Origin of the sequence: Burkholderia perseverans (assembly GCF_022870505.1) — a bacterium.
GTDB classification, from domain to species: Bacteria; Pseudomonadota; Gammaproteobacteria; order Burkholderiales; family Burkholderiaceae; genus Burkholderia; species Burkholderia plantarii.
In genome coordinates this window covers 1419552-1437355 of the sequence record NZ_CP045093.1, presented here as the reverse complement: position 1 = coordinate 1437355, position 17804 = coordinate 1419552, and the positions used below count along the sequence as shown (strand labels likewise).

The window sequence follows — 17804 nt, the reverse complement described above, 5'->3', positions numbered from 1 at the left end:
GTCGCGACAACCCTCAGTACAACGAAACAGGAGACACACCGGCATGGCCATCCTCGATCTGCTCAAACCACCCGGCGGCCTGCGCGTGCTCGTGACGGGCGGCGCGTCCGGCATCGGCCTCACGATCGCCGACGCGTTCGCCGAATGCGGCGCGCGCGTCCACGTCTGCGACGCGTCCGAGGCCGCGATCGCCGCGCTGGCCGACCGCCCCTCGGCCCCTGCCATCAGCGCGACGCTGGCCGACGTCTCGGACCCGGCCGCGGTCGAGCGCGTGTTCGACGACCTCGGCCGCACGCTCGGCGGGCTCGACGTGCTCGTCAACAACGCCGGCATCGCCGGTCCCACCGGCGGCATCGACGAGATCGATCCGGCGCAGTGGCAGCAGACCATCTCGATCAACCTCGACGCGCAGTTCCGCTTCGCGCGCCGTGCCGTGCCGCTGCTGCGCGAGGCGCCGCACGGCGGCGCGATCATCGCGCTGTCGTCGGTGGCCGGCCGGCTCGGCTATGCGTTCCGCACGCCCTACGCGGCCACCAAGTGGGCCATCGTCGGGCTCGTCAAGAGCCTCGCGATCGAACTCGGGCCGACCGGCATCCGCGTCAACGCGATCCAGCCCGGCATCGTGCGCGGCCCGCGCATGCGCGGCGTGATCGAGGCGCGCGCGAAGCAGCTCGGCATCGGCTACGACGAGATGGAGGCGCGCTACCTCGAGAAGATCTCGCTGCGCCGCATGACCGACCCGGCCGAGATCGCCGCCACCGCGCTGTTCCTCTGCTCGCCGGGCGGCCAGGGCATCTCGGGCCAGGCGATCTCGGTGTGCGGCAACGTCGAGGTGCTGTAGCGCGCCGCCCGCCTCCGCCGAACCCGCCATCCGAACCCACCGAACCAGGAGCCCAACCCATGGCTACCGCCCGCAAAGTCATCATCACCTGCGCGCCGACCGGCGCGATCCATACGCCGTCGATGTCGCCGTACCTGCCCGTCACGCCGCGCGAGATCGAGGAGGCCGCGGTGGCCGCCGCCGAGGCCGGCGCCGCGATCCTGCACCTGCACGCGCGCAACCCGTCCGACGGCAAGCCGACCCAGGACCCCGCCGTGTTCAGCGAGTTCCTGCCGCGCATCAAGGCCCGCACCGATGCCGTGATCAACCTGACCTCGGGCGGCAGCCCGCACATGACGGTGGCCGAGCGGCTGCGCCCCGCGCACCACTTCCAGCCCGAGGTGGCGTCGCTGAACATGGGCTCGATGAATTTCGGCCTCTACCCGATGCTGGAACGCTTCCCGGACCAGAAGCACGCCTGGGAGCGCGAGCATCTCGCCAACAGCCGAGACCTGGTGTTCAAGAACACCTTCGCCGACATCGAGACGATCCTGACGAGCTGCGGCGCGAACGGCACGCGCTTCGAATTCGAGTGCTACGACATCTCGCATCTCTACAACCTCGCGCACTTCGTCGAGCGCGGGCTGGCCAAGCCGCCGTTCTTCATCCAGAGCGTGTTCGGGCTGCTGGGCGGGATCGGCGCGCATCCCGAGGACCTCATGCACATGCGGCGCACCGCCGACCGCCTGTTCGGCCGCGACTACGTCTGGTCGATCCTCGGCGCCGGGCGCAACCAGATTCCGCTCGCGACGATCGGTGCGGCGCAGGGCGCGAACGTGCGCGTGGGCCTCGAGGATTCGCTCTGGATCGGGCCGGGCAAGCTCGCCGAATCGAGCGCCGCGCAGGTGCTGAAGATGCGCCAGGTGCTGGAGGGGCTGTCGCTCGAGATCGCGACGCCGGCCGAGGCGCGCGCGATGCTCGCGCTGAAGGGCGGCGACGCGGTCAACTTCTGAGCCCGCGGCCTACCGCCCCCGTAACGGATCGATCCACCCACGACACGCAGGCGCCGGCACCGCGCCGGCGCGCGAGCCGGCCATGCCGCCCGCCCGGGCCGCCACGGCCGCCGCGCGCGGGCCGCCCGCCTGTCGAAACAACCGATGCGGCATGCCGGCCCGCACGATGGAGACCCACGATGTCGACCCAACCCGCCACCCTGTCCGCCGTCGAAGGCGACGCTCGCGCGTCGCTGAACCGGCTGCTGTTCCGCAAGCTGATGCCGATCCTGATCGTCGCCTACGTGATCAGCTTCCTCGACCGCACCAACATCGCGTTCGCGAAACACGCGATGAGCCTCGATCTCGGCATCTCGTCGGCCGCCTACGGCCTCGGCGCCGGCCTGTTCTTCCTGACCTACGCGGTGCTCGAAATCCCCAGCAACCTGGTGCTGCATCGCGTGGGCGCGCGTTTCTGGATCACGCGCATCATGGTCACCTGGGGCCTGCTGTCGGTGGCGATGGCATTCGTGCGCGGCGAGACCTCGTTCTACCTGATGCGGCTCGCGCTCGGCGCGGCCGAGGCGGGCCTGTTCCCGGGCGTGATGCTGTACCTGACCTACTGGTTCGGCCGCGAGGAACGCGCGCGCGCCACCGGCTATTTCCTGCTCGGCGTGTGCGTGGCCAACATCGTGGGCGGGCCGCTGGCCGGCGCGCTGATCGAACTCGACGGCACGCTCGGCCTGCACGGCTGGCAGTGGCTGTTCGCGATCGAGGGGATTCCGGCCATCCTGCTCGCGTTCGTGGTCTGGGCGAAGCTGCCGGACCGGCCGAGCCGCGCGGCCTGGCTGCCGGCCGACACGGGCCGCGCGCTCGAGCGCTCGCTGGCCGCCGAGCAGCAGGCCGCCGGCGCCGCCCAGGGCGGCCATTCGTTCGGCCTCGCGGTGCGCGACCCGCAGATCTGGCTGGCGATCTTCGTCTACTTCTGCCACCAGCTGACGATCTACACGATGATCTTCTTCCTGCCCGGCATCATCTCGGCGTCGGGGCAGTTCTCGCCGTTCGCGGTCGGGCTGCTCAGCGCGATGCCGTGGGTCGCGGCCGCGCTCGGCGCCGCCACGCTGCCGCGTTTCGCGCGCGACTCGAAGCGCTCGCGCGCGCTGCTCTGCGCCGGGCTCGCGGTGATGGCCGCGGGCCTCGTCTGCGCCGCCTACGCGCCGCCCGCGCTGGCCATGCTCAGCGTCTGCGTGGCCGCCGCGATGTTCTTCGTGGTGCAGGCGATCATCTTCACGTTCCCGGCGTCGCGGCTGTCGGGTACCGCGCTGGCCGGCGGCCTCGGCCTCGTGAACACCTGCGGCCTGCTCGGCGGCTTCGTCGGGCCGACCGTGGTGGGCGCGATCGAGCAGGCCACCGGCAACGCGAAGAACGGCCTCACGCTGCTCGCGGTGGCGCTGGCCGTCGCGGCCGTGGCCGCGCTGCGCCTGAAGCACGGCGGCGAGTGAGCCGGCAGCCGGCGGCCTGCGGCGCCGGCAACACCGGCCCGCGCCGCCCGGACTCAGAAGCGATGCGTGATGCCGGCCAGCACCGCCAGCTGGTTCGGCGTCGACGCGGCGCTGAGCCCGTTGATGTTGGCCACCGCCGCCTGCCCGCTCGAATCGATGCCCGACGCGTGCTGGTAGAGGCCGATCAGGTACACCTGGGTGCGCTTCGAGAAGATGTAGGTGGCGCCGAGATCGCCCTGCTGGTAGTTCACGTGATTCACGCCGTAGCCGCGCGTATAGTCGTAGGCGGCACCGAGCAGCCAGACCGGCGTCAGGTAGTAGCGCAGGTTCAGCTCGGCGTTGTGGAAGCTCGCGGAGCCGCGATAGCCGGCCGGATCGAGGCTCGCGTGCGCGCCCAGATCGCCGAAGCGCGTGTTGGTGTAGACCGCGCCGACGATCGCCGGGCCGGCCGTGTAGGTGCCGCCCAGCGCCACGATCTGCTCGCTGCCGGCCGAGGCGTAGCCCGAGTAGACGCGGCTCGCCGCCATGTTGCTGCCGGTCGCGCTCGAGGTCGCGTTGTTGCCGAAGTACGAGAAATTCGGATCCTTGACGTTGACGTAGGCCGCGCCGAGCACGAACGGGCCGGCCGTGTAGCCGGCGCCGAGCGACCAGATCGCGTTGCGGCCCATCTGCCCCGGCACGCCGCCGAAGCTGTACAGGCCGCTCAGGCGCAGCCCCGAGAAGGTCGGCGTGGTGTACTTGACCGAGTTGTTGGAACGGTAGTCGTTGTTGGTGTTGTCGAGGTCGCCCGGATGGCCGCCGAGATAGGTGGCCCACTGCGTGCCCGCGATCATCGGCCCGATGAAGTCCACCACCGCGTCGTACTGGCGGCCCATCGTCAGCGTGCCGGCGCGCGGCGAGGCGAGCCCGACCCAGGCCTGGCGGCCGAACTCGTCGCCGCCCTGCTGGAAGCCGCCGGTGGTCGACGAATAGCCGTTCTCGAGGTCGAACACGGCGCGCAGGCCGTTGCCCAGATCCTCGTAGCCGCGCAGCCCCCAGCGGTTGCCGAGCACGTTGCTGCTGTTCATCTCGAACTGGCGCTTGCCGCCCGCGTTGTTCGCGTAGACCAGCGCGGTGTCGATGGTGCCGTACAGCGTGACGCTCGACTGCGCCTGCGCGGCGCAGGCGACCAGGCCGCCGGCCAGCCCGGCCGCCACGCCGCGCGCGAGCCGGCGGGTGGCGAAAGCGGTGCGCGGCGCGGGGCGCGGCACGGCCGCAAGACTCGGGAAACGTGAAAGACGCGGGTGACGCTGGGGTATCATGCGGGCTCCTCGTGAATCGATTCAAATCGTCAGGACTGCCATTCTTCGTATGCCGGCATGCGGCTCCCGGCGGCGGCGCCGCGAGGCACGGCCACCGCCATGCCGGCCGGCGTGAACGGATGCCGAAGTGTTGCCCGGCCGGCCCGCTTCGCTCCAACAAGAAAATAAATTCGCGCCAAACAGTTTTTGCTATCGCCGGCGCCGGGCGCGGCCTTCGCGGTATTCCGGCGAAAAATGGCCGCGTTATCATCGGGCTCGATCCCTGCCCGCGGCCCCCGCCCCAATGAACATCCGCTTCCTCGAAACCTTCATCTGGCTCGCGCGCCTGCAGAACTTCCGCCTGACCGCCGAGAAGCTGCACACCACCCAGGCCGCCGTGTCGAGCCGCATCGCCGCGCTGGAGGAAAGCTTCGACGTGCGCCTGTTCGACCGCAATTCGCGCTCGGCCACGCTCACGCCGGCCGGGCGCAAGATGCTGATCTACGCGGAGCGGATCGTGCGGCTCGGCGACGAGATGCGCCGCGAGGTGGAGGACACCGGCGGCGACGCGGGCCTGATCCGCATCGGCGTGATCGAGTCGATCGTCCACAGCTGGTTCCCGGCGCTGATGGCGCAGATCCGCGAGCGGTTCCCGCGCCTCGAGGTGGAGGTCACGAGCGATACCACGATCCATCTCGTGCAGTGGCTGCGCGCCGACGCCGTCGACCTGATTCTTCAGACCGATACGCTCGCCGACCGCGATTTCGCCAACGCCGCGCTCTGCGAATTCCCGATGCGCTGGGTGGCGAGCCCCTCGCTCGGCCTGGGCGGCGCACCGGTCACGCTCGGCACGCTCGCCGAGCACCCGGTGCTGAGCTTCTCGCGCCATTCGGGGCCGCATACCGCGATCGAACGCGAATTCGCGCGCGCCGTGGAGCGGCCGGTGCGGATCAACTGCATCAGCTCGGTGGCCGCGATCGTGCGGCTCGTCTCCGACGGCTTCGGCGTGGCCGCGCTGCCGCCCGCGATCATCCAGCGCGAATTGCGCGACGGCTCGCTGGTGGTGCTCGACGCCGACAGCTCGTTCGCGCCGATGCCGCTGGTGGCCTGCCACCGGCTGCCGAACCCGTTGCCGGCGAAGATCGCCGAACTCGCGGCCGAGACGGCGCGCGCGTTCACGGCCACGCTCGGCGCCGATCTCGACGGCCGGCCGCCGCGCCCCACCCTCCCGGCCAGCGAGCGCGGCACCGGCCCGGCCCGATAAGAAAACCCGTTCACTGCGTATTTTTTTTCTTGTTGGACCGGATCCGCCCGCGATCGCCACACTGCGCCTGTCCGAAACCTTACGCAGGAACGCCGCGATGAGCGAACAGCCGACCAGGCGCCCGGGCCAGCTTTGCATCTGGACCGACACCGACTCCCGAACCGAAGACGATTTCAACGCGTGGTACGACCGCGAGCACATGCAGGAGCGCGTCGCGATCGCCGGCTTCCGCCATGCGCGGCGCTTCCTCGCCAACGACGGCGGCGCGCGCCGCTATCTCGCGCTCTACGAGACCGAGACGCTCGCGGTGTTCCGCAGCGACGCGTACCGCCAGGCGTTCACGGTGCAGACCGACTGGTCGCTGCGCAGCTTCGCGCGCATGCACGACACGCAACGCCGCGTCGGCGAACTCGCGTTCGAGGCCGGCGAAGGCGAAGGCGGCCGGCTCGCGCTGTTCGTCGCGCCGCCCGCCGCGATCGCGGCAGCGGCCTGGCGCGAGGCGGCCGGCGCCGCGGCGCACGGCACGCCGGGGCTGCATGCGATCCGCGTGTTCGCCACCGACGCCTCGCTGTCGGCGCCGCTCGCGACCGGCGGCGATCTGGCGGCAAGCAACGCGGCGGCGCCCGGCGACGCGCTCGTGCTCGTCGAGGGCAGCACGAACCAGAGCGTCCGCACGGCCGCCGCGCGGCTCGCCGCGCTGGCCGACGTCGACCCGGCCGGCGTGCGCGGCTTCGACCTGCTGTGGCGCCTCGCGGCCTGAGGCCGCCGCCACCGGTACGGCCCCGCCGCCTCATCTGATGGAGAACCCCATGAATTCACTCGCCCGCCCGTCGGAATCCCACCTGCCGGCAACCCGCCCGTCGGAAGACACCAGGCCCCCGCGCGCCGGGCGCGGCCGGCTCGCCACCGCCAGCATGATCGGCACCTCGCTCGAGTGGTACGACTTCACGGTCTACAACACGCTCGCCGCGCTGGTGTTCAACCACCTGTTCTTCCCGTCCGTCGATCCGCTGGCCGGCACGCTGCTGGCGTTCTCGACCTACGCGGTCGGCTACGTCTCGCGGCCGCTCGGCGGCTTCGTGTTCGGCAATCTCGGCGACAAGCTGGGCCGCCGCGCGGTACTGATGCTGACGCTGCTGCTGATGGGCCTGACCACCGCGCTGATGGGCGTGCTGCCGACCTACGAGGCGGCCGGCATCGTCAGCCCGATCCTGCTGGTGAGCCTGCGCTTCGTGCAGGGCATCGCGCTGGGCGGCGAATGGGCCGGCGCGGTGCTGCTGGCCGTCGAGCATGGCGACCAGAAGAAGCGCGGGCTGAACGCCTCGTGGGCGCAGGTCGGGCCGTCGTTCGGCACGCTGCTCGGCACCGGCTTCATCGCGCTGATCACGCTGTCGGTATCGTCCGACTCGTTCCTCGCGTGGGGCTGGCGCCTGCCGTTCCTGGCCAGCCTGCTGCTGGTGGGGTTCGGGCTGTGGGTGCGCCGCGGCGTCGGCGAGACGCCGGCCTTCGAGAAGCTCAGCGAGGCGCACGCCACCGTCAAGGTGCCGGTGGCCGAGGTGTTCTCGCGGCACTGGCGGCGCCTGCTGGTAGCGGGCGGCTCGCGGATCGGCTCGGACGTGCTCTACGCGCTGATCGTGGTGTTCACGCTGACCTACGTGACCACGGTGCTGAACCTGTCGCGTTCGCTCGCGCTCACTGCCGTGCTGTGCGGCACCGCCTGCAACGCGCTCACCGTGCCGCTGTTCGGCGCGCTGTCGGACCGGCTCGGGCGGCGCCCGGTCTACCTCGGCGGCGTGCTCGCGGCGATCGTCTGGGCCTTCGCGTTCTTCTCGCTGGTGAACACCTCGAAGCCGGGCTGGATCGTGCTGGCGGTGGTGGTCGGCCTGGTGATCCACGCCGTGATGTACGGGCCGCAGGCGGCCTTCGTCACCGAGCAATTCCCGACCCGCGTGCGCTATGCCGGCTCGTCGCTGGCCTACACGCTGGCCGGCATTCTCGGAGGCGGCTTCGCGCCGCTGATCATCGTCGCGCTGTTCCGCCACTGGCACACCACGCTGGCCGTCTCGTGCTACGTCACGCTCGCGCTCGCCATCACCGCGATCGCGCTGCTGGCCGCGCGCGAGACCGCGCATCGCACGCTCGAGGACTGAGCCGGCCTTTCCCGCGGCTCGCGCCGCGCCCCGGGCCAGCCCGCGCCAGCGCGCAACGTTCGCCGTCCGCCTTCGCCACCTGCCGCCTTCCGCCACGTCCGGCGGCGCGGCGGCGAAGGCGAGGCACGGCGCAACGGCACGCGCGGCACGAGCCGACCCCGCACTTCCCGCCATCGATCATGACCCAGCTTTCCTTTACCGTTTCGCCGCTCGGCGGCACCGCGCGCACGCTCGACGTCACGCTCGACACGCTCGTGATCGCCGGCTGGGCCGGCCGCGACGCCGCCGCGATCCAGGCCCACATCGACGAACTCGCCGCGCTCGGCGTGGCCCCGCCCACCAGCACGCCGTGCTTCTATCGCGTGGCCGCCCAGCAGCTCACGCAGGCCGAGGCCGTGGAGGTGCTCGGCACCGATACCAGCGGCGAGATCGAGTGCGTGCTGCTCGACAGCGCGCTCGGCACGCTCGTGACGATCGGCTCCGACCACACCGACCGCAAGACCGAGGCCTACAGCGTGGCCGTGTCGAAGCAGGTCTGCGCGAAGCCGCTCGCGCGCGAGGCATGGCGCTACGCCGAGGTGGCCGCGCACTGGGACCGCCTGGTGCTGCGCTCGACTTTCGTGGCCGCCGACGGCACGCGGCGGCCCTATCAGGAAGGTCCGGTGGACGGCCTGCTGCCGCCCGCCGAACTGTGGCGGCGCTACGCCGATCGCGACGCCGGCACGCTGCCGGCGCGCAGCGCGATGTACAGCGGCACGCTCGCGGTCCACGGCGCACTGGCGGCGATGGCGAGCGGCGACGCATTCGAACTCGAACTGCACGACCCGGTACTCGACCGGCGCCTGCGCCACCGCTATCAGGTGACGGCGCTGCCGGTGGTGGCCTGAGCCACGCGGCCGGCCACCGCAACGCCGCCACGGGCGCCGGCGATCCGGCGCCCATCCTCTGAATCCAGTCCGCAGGAGACGCCCCGATGACCTTCCCGCCCGCCGCCCCGCTGCTCTCGCTCGCCGCGCAACTCGATGCCGGCACCACCACCAGTCGCGCGCTCGTCGACACCGCGCTCGAGCGCATCGCCGCGGCCGGCGGCGACGGCATGCACGCGTTCTGTCATGTCGATGCCGACGCCGCGCGCCGCCAGGCCGATGCACAGGACGCGCTGCGCCGCGCCGGCGTGCGCCTCTCGCCGCTGGCCGGCCTGCCGGTCTCGGTCAAGGATCTGTTCGACGTGGCCGGGCAGCCCACGCGCGCCGGTTCGCGCGTCCTCGACAGCGCGCCGCCCGCCGCGGCCGACGCACCCGCGGTCGCCCTGATGCGCCGCGCCGGCGCGGTGCTGGTCGGGCGCACCAACATGAGCGAATTCGCGTTCTCGGGGCTCGGCGTCAATCCGTGGCACGGCACGCCGCGTTCGCCGTGGGGACCGGACGAGCCGCGCGTGGCCGGCGGCTCGTCGTCGGGCGCCGCGGCCTCGGTCGCGCAAGGGATGGCCGCCGCCGGGCTCGGCAGCGACACCGGCGGCTCGCTGCGGATCCCGGCCGCGTTCTGCGGGCTCACCGGCTTCAAGCCCACCGCGCGACGGATCACGACGCGCGGCGTGTTCCCGCTCTCCACCACGCTCGACTCGACCGGCGCGATCGCTCCGACGGTGGCCTGCTGCACGCTGCTCGACCGGCTGCTGGCGGGCGAACCGGTCGAGGCCGGCGGCGTCGCGCAGCCCGCCGCGCCGCTCGCCGGCCTGCGCTTCGCGGTGCTGGCCAACTACGTGACGGACGGCATGGACGAGACTGTCGCGCGCGCCTGGGACGACACGCTCGGCCGCCTGTCGCGGGCCGGCGCGCGGCTCACGCCACTCGCGCTGCCGCTGCTCGATACGCTGCCGTCGGTCAACCGCTTCGGCTTCTCGCCGATCGAGGCCTACGCCACCCATCGCGCGACGCTGGCCACGCGCGCCGGCGACTACGATCCGCGCGTGCTGGCGCGGCTGCGCGTCGGCGAGCCGGCCGGCGCCGCCGACTATCTCGACCTGCTCGCGGCGCGCACCGCCGCGATCGAGACGGCGCGCGCCGCGCTCGACGGCTTCGACGCGTTCCTGATGCCGACCGTGCCGATCGTGCCGCCGCCCGTCGCGCCGCTCGAAACCGACGCGGCGCGCTTCGCGGCCACCAACGCGCTGGTGCTGCGCAACCCGTCGGTGGTGAATTTCCTCGACGGCTGCGCCGTGTCGCTGCCCTGCACACCGGCCGGCGCGGCGCCGGTCGGACTCAGCGTCGGCGGCCTTGCGCTCGACGACGCGCGCGTGCTGCGCGTGGCGGCCGGCATCGAGCAGCTGCTGCGCGGCTGACGGTGTGGCGCGAGGGTTGGGTCGACGGCATGCCCGCCGCGCCGAGGCGCTACCGCAATCGGTGCCGCCTCAGCCCACCGACGGATAACTGATCCGCTCCGGCTCGCGCCGCAAAATCACGCGCCCCGCCCGCACCGACACGAGCGGCTTCACCTGCCGCCGCAGCGCGTCGTAGTCGCCGCTCGCGTCGAGCACCACCAGGTTCGCGGGCCGCCCCGCCTCGAGCCCGTAGCGCTCGCCGAGCGAGAGCACGGCCGCGCTGTGGTCGGTGACGAAATCGAGGCAGCGCTGCAGGTCGTCGTAGCCCATCATGTGGCAGATGTGCATTCCCGCATCGAGCACGCGCAGGATGTTGCCGTTGCCGAGCGGATACCACGGATCCTGGATCGAATCCTGCCCGAAGCAGACGTTGATGCCGGCGCGATCCAGTTCGCCCACGCGCGTCACGCCGCGCCGCTTCGGAAACGTGTCGAAGCGGCCCTGCAGGTGGATGCTCTCGGTCGGACACGACACGAAGTGGATGCCCGAGCGCTTGAGCAGCCGGAACAGCTTCGAGCAATAGGCGTTGTCGTAGGAGCCCATCGCGGTGGTATGGCTGGCCGTCACGCGCGAGCCGATGCCGCGCACGCGCGCCTCCTCGGCCAGCACTTCCAGGAAGCGCGAATGCGGATCGTCGGTCTCGTCGCAATGGACGTCGACGAGGCAGCCGTGCCGCTCGGCCAGATCCATCAGGAACTTCACCGAGCTCACGCCCTGCTCGCGCGTGTTCTCGAAGTGCGGAATCCCGCCCACCACGTCGGCGCCCATCTCGATCGCGCGCGCCATCAGCGCGCGGCCGCCGTCGAACGATTCGATCCCCTCCTGCGGAAACGCCACGATCTGCAGGTCGATCAGCTCGCGCGCCTCGTCCTTCACCTCCAGCATCGCGGCCAGCGCCGCCAGCGTCGGGTCGGTCACGTCCACGTGCGTGCGCACGTGCTGGATGCCGTGGTCGCGCAGCATCGCGATGGCCGCGTGGGCGCGCGTCTTGGTGTCGGCATGCGTGATGGTGGCCTTGCGCTGGCCCCAGCGCTCGATGCCCTCGAACAGCGTGCCGCTGCGGTTCCATTCGGGGTCGCCGGCCGTCAGCACCGCGTCGAGATGGATGTGCGGCTCGACCAGCGGCGCGATCACGAGGCGGCCGTCGGCATCGATGTCGTCGGGCGAGGCCGGCGCGACGCGCGCGGCCTGCGCATCGATGCGCGCGATGATCGCGCCGTCGAGTTCGAGGGTGTGCAGCCCGCTGCGCCGGCGCAGCGTCGCGTTGACGATCTTCATGGTCGTTCCTGTCGTGGCGGCACCGGCCGTGTGGGGCGGCCGGGCCGGGCGTGGCGATGGGTGAGACGCCGTGACGGCGATGGATGCCGGACGCGCCGGCTCGCCTTCATTCTAATCAAACGCCGTGCTTGCCAAAATGCGCGCGCGCGAGGGCACGGCGAGCACCGTGCCGACTGTTGCGTGATCCGGAAAGCTGCCTGCCGGGCCGCCCGATGTTTTCCCGAGCACCGGCTCCCTACACTTCAGTCATCGGTTCGATCGTTGCAGACACACCGATCCCGATCACTACCAGGAGTCACATCATGAATGCCAGATCGCTCGTCGTTTCGACCACCGCCGCGCTGCTGATCGCCGTGCCGGCCCTCTCCCACGCTCAGGCTGCCAATCAAGGCCTGACCCGCGCGCAGGTCGTGCAGGATCTCGTCGATCTCGAATCGGTCGGCTACCAGCCCTCGCACGGCAACGATTCGTCGTATCCGAACGACATCCTCGCGGCCGAACAGCGGCTGGCCGCGAAGAAGCTGGCCGCGAGCGAAGCGGCGCGCAACGCCTACGGCCCGAACGCCGCGGCCGGCGCCGACGCGGGCAAGCGCGCGCAGTGAGCGCGGGCGCTCAGCGCCCGGTCGCGGCCCCGGCCTCGCCCGCCACGTCGGGCGCACCGGAGCGCCGCGTCGAGGCCAGCGCGGCCCGCATCCGCGCGTCGAGCGAGGCGAGCAGCGCCTCGTCGCGCGCGATCCGGTCCGGCAGATCGGCGCGCAGGAACTCCACCCAGGTGCGCACCTTCGCATCGACGAAGCGGCGCGACGGATACAGCGCGTAGATGCTCATGCGCTGCAGCGTATGCGCGGGCAGCACGCGCATCAGCGAGCCGTCGCGCAGCAGCCCGATTGCCGCGTACAGCGGCAGCATGCCGATGCCGATCCCGTCGCGAATCGCGATGGCCAGCGACTCGGCCGTATTGGTCTGGACCGGGCCGCTCACGCGGATCTGCTCGATCTGGCCGGCGCGGTTCTCCAGCAGCCAGTCGTGGGTCGGAAACGCCGGCGTCTGCAGCATCAGGCAATCGTGATCGACGAGTTCGGCCGGGCTGGACGGGGCGCCGCGCTCGCGCAGATAGGACGGCGACGCGCAAAGGATGTTGAAGGTTTCGCCGAGGCGATGCGAGACGAGTTCCGAATCGGGCAGCGACGAGGCGGTGACCACGGCCATGTCGCTGCTGCCGTCGAACAGGTCGGGCATGCGCTGCCACAGCGTCAGCTCGACCGATACATCCCGGTGCTGCTCGCGGTAGCTGGTCAGCGCCGGCAGCACGTAATGCTGGCCGATGCTCGCGAAGCTGTGCAGCCGCAACACGCCGGACGGCCGCTCGTGCGCGCAGCTCGCCTCCTCCTCGGCCGCGTCGACGTCGGCGAGGATCTGCCGGCAGCGCAGCAAATAGCTCTCGCCGGCGGGCGTCAGCGACAGCCGGCGCGTCGAGCGGTTCATCAGCCGGGTGCGCAGCCGCGCCTCGAGTTCGGTGACGGCGCGCGAGGTAGCGCCGGTGGTCGAGTTCAGCGACAGCGCGGCGGCCGTGAAGCTGCCGGCTTCCACCACGCGGGCAAATACCCGCATGTTCTGCAACGTATCCATGGGTGGGGAACGACTTCGGTACGAAAGGAAGGCGCCATTGTCCTCCGCGTCGCTTGCACGATTGTTACCTGCGCGGCAACTCTGGTTTCCCCGCATTTGCGTTAATGAACGCGCGCCGCGCCCCTACAATCTGCGCCGCATCGGGTCGCCATGCATCGCGGCGCGGCGCCTGCCGGCTCGTGCCGAATCCCTCGTGCCGCCATCGTCCCCGCGTGTTCCGTGATGAAACTTCCGTCAGCGTCCGTTCGCAGTGCCGCCGAAATCCGCCGCTGGCAAGGCCGGCTCGCGCCGGCCGGCCATGCGCTGCGTGACTGGGCGAGATCCGACGCGCTGGTGTGGGTGCATCTGGCGAAGACGGTGGGCGCCGCGCTGCTCGCGATGGGCATCGCGATGCGCCTCGAACTCTCGCAGCCGCGCATCGCCATGACCACCGTGTTCGTGCTGATGCAGCCGATGAGCGGGATGGTGTTCGCCAAGAGCTTCTACCGCGTGATCGGCACGGCGGTCGGGCTGGTGGCCGCGCTCGCACTCGGCGGGCTGTTCGCGCAGCAGCCCGAGCTATACATGGCCGGCATCACGCTGTGGATCGGCGCGTGCATCGCGGCGGCGGTGCGCAACCGGCATTTCCGCTGGTACGGCTACGTGCTGGCCGGCTATACGGCCGCGCTGATCGGCATCCCCGCCGTCGAGACGCCGAACGCGCTCTTCATCTCGGCGCTCACGCGCGCGGCCGAGGTCGGCGTCGGCATCGTCTGCTCGGCCGCCGTCAGCGCGCTGGTGCTGCCGCTCAGTTCGAGCCGCACGCTGATGCGTTCGCTGCAGGCGCGGCACCTGCGGTTCTGCGCGTTCGCGGTGGCCGCGCTCGACGGCCGGCTCGCGCGCGGCGAGTTCGAGCGGCGCTTCGCCGACTTCATCGACGACATCGTCGGCTTCGACGCGATACGCGCCTACGCGTCGTTCGAGGACCCACGCATTCGCGCGCGCAGCCGGCGGCTGGCGCGGCTCAACGAGGAATTCGTCAGCGCCAGCACGCGGCTGCATGCGCTGCGCCAGCTGCACAAGCGGCTCGTGCATCGGCGCGCGTCAGCGGTGCTGGCGGCGCTCGCGCCGCTATTCGGCTCGCTGGCGGCCACGCTCGGCCGGCTGCACGGCGGGGCGGACCAGGACGCCGCCATGCCGAGCGCCCGGCGCCACGCGCGCGACCCGGCCGACGCGCTGGCCGGTCTGCAAGCACTGCTCGCGACGCTGCCGGCCGCGGCACGCGCCGCGCGCCGGCGCATCGAGGCCGAGGCGCCCGGCGACCTGCTCGACTTCGACACCGCGATCGAGCTGCTCACGCGCTTCGCCGCCGAGTTCGCCGGCTATGCGCGCACCCACGCGTCGCTGGCGCACGACACCGGCGCGCTCGACAAGGTCGCGCCGCGCTACGAGGTGCGCACCAACGGCGTGTTCGTGGCCTTCACGTTCGTGCGCAGCCTCGTCGTGATCGGCGCGGTGAGTGCGTTCTGGCTCGCCACCGCCTGGCCGAGCGGCGGCCTCGCCACGATCGCCGCCGCGATCGCCTGCGCGCTCAGTTCCACCTCGCCGCGCGCGCCGCGCTTCGTCGCGCAGATGGGCGCCGGCGCCGCGCTCGCGACGCTGGCCGGCTATCTGTACCTCTGCTTCGTCTATCCCGCCATCGACGGCTTCACGCTGCTCTGCGCGGCGCTCGCGCCGCTGCTCGCGGCCGGCGTGTTCGTGACCACACGGCCGCGGCTGTCGGGCTACGGCGTCGGCTTCATCGTGTTCTTCTGCCTGCTGGCCGGCCCCGACAACCGGATCGTCTATGCGCCGGACCTGCTGCTCAACAACGGCCTCGCCGTGGTGGCGGCGATGCTCACGGCCGCGCTGGTGTTCGCGGTGATCTTCCCGACCGAGATGCCGTGGCTCAGCGAGCGCATCCAGCGCGACTTGCGCGGGCGCATCCGGGTGGCCTGCGAGGCGCCGCTCGACGGGCTGCACGCGCGCTTCCAGTCCAGCGCGCACGAACTGACCTCGCACCTGCGCCAGCTGCTGCTGAAGCGCTCGGCGCGCCACCGCATCGCGCTGCGCTGGCTGCTCGTCACGCTCGAGATCGGCCACGCCGTGATCGACCTGCGTGCCGACCTGCAGCCGTTCGCGCGCTCGCGCGCGGCGGGCGAGGCGCGCTGGCAGGTGCCGCTGCGCCGCGTGCTGCGCCTGCTGCCCGAGCTGTTCGAGGCGCCCGATCCCGTCGATCCGGCCAGGCTGTTGCGCACGCAACGTTCCGTCGAGCTGGCGATCCGCGCGATCCAGCGCGCGCGGCCCGCCTGGGAGGCGGCGCCCGAGCCGCGCGAGCGGATGCGCCGCGTGCTGGCCGGCCTGCATTTCGTGCGCAGCGCGCTGCTCGATCGCGACGCGCCGTTCGTGCGCGCGCGGCGCCGCCGCCACGGCGGCTGACCGGGCCGGCGACGTTTCGATCCCTTCGCGGAATGGAAAGATGCTATCCGTCGCGATGGCTTAATCGATCGAAGGGGCGCTCCTATAGTGACGACACCGCTGCAACAACAACGGCACTCACCCAGGAGAACCCAACATGAAATCGCTGCAACTCGCGCTCGCCGTCCTGCTCGTTTCCACCGCCTGTATCGCCCAGGCACAGGCCGCGACCGGCGGCGCCGACCAGCCGGCGCCGAAGGCCCACGCCCCGCAAACGTCGCGCCAGGCACCGGCGCAGAACCCCGATGCCTGCGTCGGCCCGGTCAGCTTCTGCAACATCTACTTCGGCAGCTGAAGTCCGGCGCGCCGCGCCAGCAGGGACGCGCACGCATTTTGAGATTGTGCAAGCCGCACGCCGGCCATCGCGCCACCAGCCGGCGTCGGACTGCTAGACTTGGCGGCAAGGCTCGCGCTTCGCGCGCGGCCCGATTCCTTCACCGCCGGCTCGCGCACGACTGGTTCGCAGCAGCCAGCTAGCCAGCCCGCCGCCGACATGATTGCCCGCACCTCCCTCACCTCCCCCTCCCGCGAACGCCCGGCCGACCGCGCCGACGACGGCTTCTATCAGACGAAAACGCCTTACCAGCCGCAACAGGATGCTTCGCGCTACGAAGCAATACCGTCCGGCTATCTACCGCTCAGCACGCAGCTGGTCGCGCGACACGGCTCGCGCGGGCTCGCGAGCCTCAAGTACGACGGCGCGCTCCACGCGATGCTGATGAAGGCCGAGGCGGACGGCGCGCTGACCGAACTCGGCCGGCAGCTGCAGGCCGATACGCTCACGCTGATGCGAACCAACGCGCTGCTCGGCCACGACATGGCCGGCGTCGCGAAGCCCGGCTACGGCAACCTGACCCGCGCCGGCATCCGCGAGCATCAGGGGCTGGCCGGGAGGTTGCTGCAACGCATGTCGCCGCTGTTCGACGGCACGCGCACGGTGCGGGTGCTCCATTCCGGCAAAGGGCGCGCCGTCGACAGCGCGCGCCATTTCGCCGACGCGCTGGTCACGGCGCGGCCCGCGCTCGCCGCGTCGGTCGCGCCCGCCACCGCCGACCGCTTCCTGCTCGACTTCCACGCGTTGAAGGCCGACACCGATCTCGTGACGGACCCGCATGACCCGCGCTACGCGACCTGGCAGGACAGCCTCGCGTATCAGGCCCACGCGGCCGATCCGGCGATCGGCGCGAAGCTGGCCGCGCTGCACGCCTCGCCGGAGGCCAGCGAGGTCGCGCGGGCGGTGCTCGCCAGGCTCGTCACGCCCGGCTTCGCCGCGAAGCTCGGCGGCGACGGCTACCGGTTCGCGAACCTCGGCACCCACACGTTCACGGCGCCCGGCACCGGCTTCAGCAACACCGTGCGGGGCGACGGCCGGGCGACGCTCCGCTCGGCCGTCGACGCCGTCCACCTGCTCTACAACCTGCTGCTGGTCGCGCCCGCCCTGACGGCCGAAACCAACGGCGTGGCGATGGAGACCTACCTCGCCGCGCCGCATGCCCGCTATCTGGCCTACCTGCGCGACGCGGCCGACTTCTATCGCAACGGCCCCGGCATCCGCGAGGCCAACCCGGTCACCTACCGCGTGGCGACGATCCTGCTCGACGATTTCTTCGCGCAAATCGAGGCGAGCGCGTCCGGCCCCGCCGCGACGCTGCGCTTCACGCACGGCGAGGAGATCATGGCGTTCGCGTCGCGGCTGCAGCTGGAAGGCGTGTTCGTGCCCGAGCCCGCCGCACGGACCTACGCCTACGACACGAATCCGTGGCGCGGCAGCCGCGTCTCGCCGATGGCCGCCAACCTGCAATGGGACGTGTTCCGCAACGGCACGCACCGGATCGTCCGGATGCTTTACAACGAACGCGAGACCGACTTCCCGGCCGCCTGCGACGGCGCGCGGATCGCGCCGGGCAGCCATTTCTACGATTACGACGGGTTGCGGGCGGCTTACGGCTATCGCTAAGCGGACCGGGCCGGAAATTGGTCGAACGGGGCCGGGTGCGCCGCTCTTCACCAGGG

The 17804-nt window shown here is 71.6% G+C and carries 15 protein-coding genes; 12 read left to right on the top strand and 3 right to left on the bottom strand.

The window, feature by feature from the left end:
- The first annotated feature begins 43 nt into the window (after positions 1-43).
- The 3 genes from BpN12_RS06055 (at position 44) to BpN12_RS06045 (ending at position 3314) form a co-directional block, all read left to right on the top strand.
- On the top strand, positions 44-841 hold the full coding sequence (locus tag BpN12_RS06055; protein WP_246794377.1) for an SDR family oxidoreductase: 798 nt from the start codon (positions 44-46) through the stop codon (positions 839-841).
- A gap of 59 nt (positions 842-900) precedes the next feature.
- Positions 901-1833 (top strand): 3,5-dioxohexanoate:acetyl-CoA acetone transferase, encoded by a 933-nt coding sequence (kce, locus tag BpN12_RS06050; RefSeq protein ID WP_246794376.1) that lies wholly within the window; start codon positions 901-903, stop codon positions 1831-1833.
- 179 nt (positions 1834-2012) lie between these two features.
- Positions 2013-3314: an MFS transporter gene (locus BpN12_RS06045; protein ID WP_246794375.1), complete on the top strand. Its 1302-nt coding sequence runs from the start codon at positions 2013-2015 to the stop codon at positions 3312-3314.
- A 53-nt stretch (positions 3315-3367) separates the two neighbouring features.
- On the opposite strand, the gene BpN12_RS06040 is transcribed toward BpN12_RS06045, so the two are convergent.
- Positions 3368-4615 (bottom strand): porin, encoded by a 1248-nt coding sequence (locus BpN12_RS06040; protein WP_246794374.1) that lies wholly within the window; start codon positions 4613-4615, stop codon positions 3368-3370.
- A 283-nt stretch (positions 4616-4898) separates the two neighbouring features.
- On the opposite strand from BpN12_RS06040, the gene BpN12_RS06035 reads away from it, so the two are divergent.
- The 5 genes from BpN12_RS06035 to BpN12_RS06015 all read left to right on the top strand — a co-directional run bounded on the left by BpN12_RS06035 (position 4899) and on the right by BpN12_RS06015 (position 10349).
- Entirely contained in the window at positions 4899-5858 is a 960-nt protein-coding gene (locus tag BpN12_RS06035; RefSeq protein ID WP_246794373.1) for a LysR family transcriptional regulator, read from the top strand.
- A 97-nt stretch (positions 5859-5955) separates the two neighbouring features.
- The gene (locus BpN12_RS06030) at positions 5956-6618 is read left to right on the top strand and encodes a DUF4286 family protein (protein ID WP_246794372.1); all 663 of its coding nucleotides are present in this window, start codon (positions 5956-5958) and stop codon (positions 6616-6618) included.
- 49 nt (positions 6619-6667) lie between these two features.
- Positions 6668-8008 (top strand): MFS transporter, encoded by a 1341-nt coding sequence (locus tag BpN12_RS06025; protein WP_425306292.1) that lies wholly within the window; start codon positions 6668-6670, stop codon positions 8006-8008.
- A 179-nt stretch (positions 8009-8187) separates the two neighbouring features.
- Positions 8188-8895, top strand: a complete 708-nt coding sequence (locus tag BpN12_RS06020) for a DUF2848 domain-containing protein (RefSeq protein WP_246794370.1) — start codon at positions 8188-8190, stop codon at positions 8893-8895.
- An 86-nt stretch (positions 8896-8981) separates the two neighbouring features.
- On the top strand, positions 8982-10349 hold the full coding sequence (locus tag BpN12_RS06015) for an amidase (protein ID WP_246794369.1): 1368 nt from the start codon (positions 8982-8984) through the stop codon (positions 10347-10349).
- A 69-nt stretch (positions 10350-10418) separates the two neighbouring features.
- Here BpN12_RS06015 and codA read toward each other — a convergent pair whose 3' ends face one another.
- Entirely contained in the window at positions 10419-11666 is a 1248-nt protein-coding gene (gene codA / locus BpN12_RS06010) for a cytosine deaminase (protein WP_246794368.1), read from the bottom strand.
- A gap of 302 nt (positions 11667-11968) precedes the next feature.
- On the opposite strand from codA, the gene BpN12_RS06005 reads away from it, so the two are divergent.
- The gene (locus BpN12_RS06005) at positions 11969-12268 is read left to right on the top strand and encodes a DUF4148 domain-containing protein (protein ID WP_246794367.1); all 300 of its coding nucleotides are present in this window, start codon (positions 11969-11971) and stop codon (positions 12266-12268) included.
- A 10-nt stretch (positions 12269-12278) separates the two neighbouring features.
- Here the strand turns inward: BpN12_RS06005 and BpN12_RS06000 are convergent, their stop codons facing one another.
- Complete coding sequence (locus tag BpN12_RS06000) at positions 12279-13295, bottom strand: LysR family transcriptional regulator (protein ID WP_246794366.1); 1017 nt, start codon at positions 13293-13295, stop codon at positions 12279-12281.
- Positions 13296-13517: 222 nt separating this feature from the next.
- On the opposite strand from BpN12_RS06000, the gene BpN12_RS05995 reads away from it, so the two are divergent.
- The 3 genes from BpN12_RS05995 to BpN12_RS05985 all read left to right on the top strand — a co-directional run bounded on the left by BpN12_RS05995 (position 13518) and on the right by BpN12_RS05985 (position 17748).
- Positions 13518-15752 carry an FUSC family protein gene (locus BpN12_RS05995; RefSeq protein WP_246794365.1) on the top strand — a complete coding sequence of 745 codons (2235 nt, stop codon included), beginning with the start codon at positions 13518-13520 and terminating at the stop codon, positions 15750-15752.
- A 136-nt stretch (positions 15753-15888) separates the two neighbouring features.
- Positions 15889-16086 carry a hypothetical protein gene (locus tag BpN12_RS05990; RefSeq protein ID WP_246794364.1) on the top strand — a complete coding sequence of 66 codons (198 nt, stop codon included), beginning with the start codon at positions 15889-15891 and terminating at the stop codon, positions 16084-16086.
- Between the two features lie 90 nt (positions 16087-16176).
- Positions 16177-17748 carry a histidine-type phosphatase gene (locus BpN12_RS05985; protein WP_425306303.1) on the top strand — a complete coding sequence of 524 codons (1572 nt, stop codon included), beginning with the start codon at positions 16177-16179 and terminating at the stop codon, positions 17746-17748.
- Positions 17749-17804: the final 56 nt, after the last annotated feature.